The sequence below is a fragment of the uncultured Roseibium sp. genome (assembly GCF_963675095.2).
In the GTDB taxonomy this organism is placed as follows: Bacteria; Pseudomonadota; Alphaproteobacteria; order Rhizobiales; family Stappiaceae; genus Roseibium.
Genome location: NZ_CAXXSJ010000024.1, coordinates 1 through 2,902, shown reverse-complemented (window position 1 = coordinate 2,902; position 2,902 = coordinate 1). Strand labels below are relative to the sequence as shown.

The 2,902-nt window shown below is 62.6% G+C and carries 3 protein-coding genes; all 3 read right to left on the bottom strand.

What is annotated here, in order from left to right:
- Positions 1-134 precede the first annotated feature (134 nt).
- Entirely contained in the window at positions 135-845 is a 711-nt protein-coding gene (gene cybH, locus ABIN98_RS08285; protein WP_346909085.1) for a Ni/Fe-hydrogenase, b-type cytochrome subunit, read from the bottom strand.
- Between the two features lie 9 nt (positions 846-854).
- Complete coding sequence (locus ABIN98_RS08280; RefSeq protein ID WP_346909083.1) at positions 855-1,427, bottom strand: HupE/UreJ family protein; 573 nt, start codon at positions 1,425-1,427, stop codon at positions 855-857.
- A 13-nt stretch (positions 1,428-1,440) separates the two neighbouring features.
- The coding region (locus ABIN98_RS08275; protein WP_346909081.1) for a nickel-dependent hydrogenase large subunit at positions 1,441-2,902 on the bottom strand (1,462 nt) is incomplete at its 5' end.

Below are 2,902 nucleotides of genomic sequence, written 5' to 3'. Positions count from 1 at the left end.
TGTTTCCGGTTAGCGAGCCTGTAATCGGCTCGCGGCTTCTGACTGGAAGCGAAGACTCCAATCCGGAACAAAAAAAACGGCGGAACCTGTCAGGTCCCGCCGAGGTGAACTGCGATGTGCACAGTTTGATGAAACTAGTGTTGATCGTCCGCCGGTTTGTCGTCCCGGAAGGTTCGCCAACCGGAGAACATGGACGAGATGATCGACTGACGGGACATGATGTCCTCGCGGACCGCGGCATAGACGTGGACGATGACGAAGCTCACGATCACCCACATGCCCAGGTGATGCCAGGTGTGAACGTCCTGGCTCTGGCCGAACAAGGGGATGACCCAGCTGGAGAACATCGTGTACTGCCACGACCCCATCCCGGTGCCTTCGCCGTAAAGCGCGAAGCCGGTCACGATCATGAAGACGATCGTCCAGACGAACATGACGTGCATCACGATCGTCGCGAGCGGATTGTGGCCGGCGTATTTCATCGGCGCACTGGTGATCATGGCGTACCACTTCATCTCGTGGACGAGCTCCTTCCAGAAACTTCCCCGCCAGACCGGCGGCAGGAAGATCTGTCGGGCATGCTTGTTGCCGACGAAGGCCCAGTAGATCCGCAGCAGAATGCCGACGGCCAGGATATAGCCGGCGGAAAAATGCAGGAACCGGATCCAGCCGAACAGGTAGTGGAACGACGGTTCGCCGTGGATCGATGGCAGCGGCGACCCGATCAGGTAACCGGTGATGCCGAGGACGAGGATCGCCAGGGCATTGACCCAGTGCCAGATGCGCACCGGTGCCTCATAGACGTAGACGGCCTCTTCCTTGTGGGCGGTGGTTTCAACGGTCATCGCGCCCTCCTATCCGCCGGCCAGCACGAGGCCGGCGGTGAGAACCGCCAGGCCCGATGCGGCAAGACCGTGCCGTGTGAGGACAAGAAACCGTCCGACACCATAGCCGGTCAGGTGCAGGGCAGCACTTGCGACCAGGAAACCGGCCATGTAGGCCCCGATCGCGCCGGCCGCTTCAGAGCCATGGGCATGGCCGTGCAGCACCGCGAAGATGCCGATAACGGTCAGCGCGAGTGCCGACGGGATGCGGCGGCCGGCCACGAGCAGCACCGCGAGCCCGAAGATCGAAGCGAGGATGCCCGCTTCGACAAACGGAAGCGGCATGGCAGCAAGGCCGAGGCCCGCACCGGAGACGAGCAGGAGCATGAACAGGACCGGAGCCTGCCAGGCCTTTTCCCTTGGCTGAGCCGCCGACCAGAGCCCGACGGCCACCATGGCCAGCAGGTGATCGGCGCCGAGGACGGGGTGAGATACCCCGGCTCCGAAGCCGGTGACGAGCCCACCGGTATGCGCCAGCGTCGGCGAGACGGCAGCCGCGGTGATCCCGACTGCGGCGAGTGCGGTTTTCATTGCGTTCGACATGGATTTCCCTCCCTCAACGGACCTTGACGTCGGCCAGTTCCTCGCCGTCCGGTCCCATGACATGGGTGGAGCAGGCAAGGCACGGGTCGAAGGAATGCAGCGTGCGCAGGATTTCGACAGGCTCTTCCGGCCGCTCCACCTTGGTGTTCATGAGCGAGGCCTCGAAGGCGCCGATGTTGCCGTCGTTGTCGCGCGGGCTGCCGTTCCAGGTGGTCGGGACGACGCACTGGTAGTTGTCGATCTTGGTGTCCTTGATCTTGATCCAGTGTGCCAATGCACCGCGCGGCGCTTCGGTGAAGCCGACGCCCTTGACCTCTGTCGGCCAGGTTGCGGGATCGAACTTCTCCACGTTGGCGGTGGCCGAGTCGCCTGCCTTGATGTTGGCGATCAGCTTGTCCATGAAGTAGCGCTGCATTTCCGCAGCCCACTCGCATTCCAGCGCCCGGGCCGCGGTGCGGCCGAGGGTGGAGAACAGGGCGGTGACCGGCACGTCGAGGGTTTTCAGCGTCCGGTTGATCTGCTCGGTGAAATATTCATGGCCCTGGGCATAGCCGACGACGTAACGGGCAAGCGGCCCGACTTCCATCGCGTGACCGCGCCAGCGCGGCGCCTTGATCCAGGAATATTTCGCGCTTTCGTCGATGTTGACGATGTTGGTCTTCGTGCCGACCAGGTTGGGCCCGAGCGCGTAGTTCGGCTCGGTGATGCCGTCCCAGGGATGCAGGCCTTTCTTTTCGTCCGGATAGGCATACCAGGAGTGCGGTACGAATTCCTGGATCTGTTCCGGATCGCGGAGGTCGATCTCGTGCACTTCCTTGAGATTACCGTCGATGATCGCGCCCTGCGGCATCAACAGATTGCCGGCCGAATAGTCGTTGGCCTTGTCCGGGATGTCGCCATAGGCGAGTACGCTCTGGCCCGACAGGCCGCCGCCGTAGAGCCAGCCCTTGTAGAACTGGGCGATGGCGAACAGGTCGGGGATGTAGACGTTCTTCACGAAGTCCAGGGTGCGGTCGATCACGCTGGAGACGTAGTTGAGCCGCTCCATGTTGATCGGTGCGCCGGCAGCCATGTCGCCGTCCATGTTGATGGCGCAGGGCACGCCGCCGACAAGCCAGTTCGGATGGGTGTCCTTGCCGCCGAAGATCGTGCGCGTGGTCATGATCTCCTTCTGGAAGTCGAGCGCCTCCAGATAATGGGTCACGGCCATCAGGTCGGCTTCCGGCGGCAGCAGATAAGCCGGATTGGTCCAGTAGCCGTTCTTGAACGGACCGAGCTGGCCGGATTCGACGAATTTCTTCAGCCGGTTCTGGATGTCTCGGAAATAGCCCGGCGACGACCTGGGATTATGCGGCGCAATCGTCTGCTGCAGCTGGGACGTCGCCTTCGGATCGGCCTTGAGCGCGTTGACCGGGTTGACCCAGTCGAGCGCATGCAGGTGATAGAAGTGGACCAGGTGATCGTGCACCTGCAGC

Excerpts from the sequence above, each read along its gene's own strand:
- cybH (WP_346909085.1), bottom strand. The coding sequence starts at position 845 with ATGACCGTTGAAACCACCGCCCACAAGGAAGAGGCCGTCTACGTCTAT.
- ABIN98_RS08280 (WP_346909083.1), bottom strand. The coding sequence starts at position 1,427 with ATGTCGAACGCAATGAAAACCGCACTCGCCGCAGTCGGGATCACCGCG.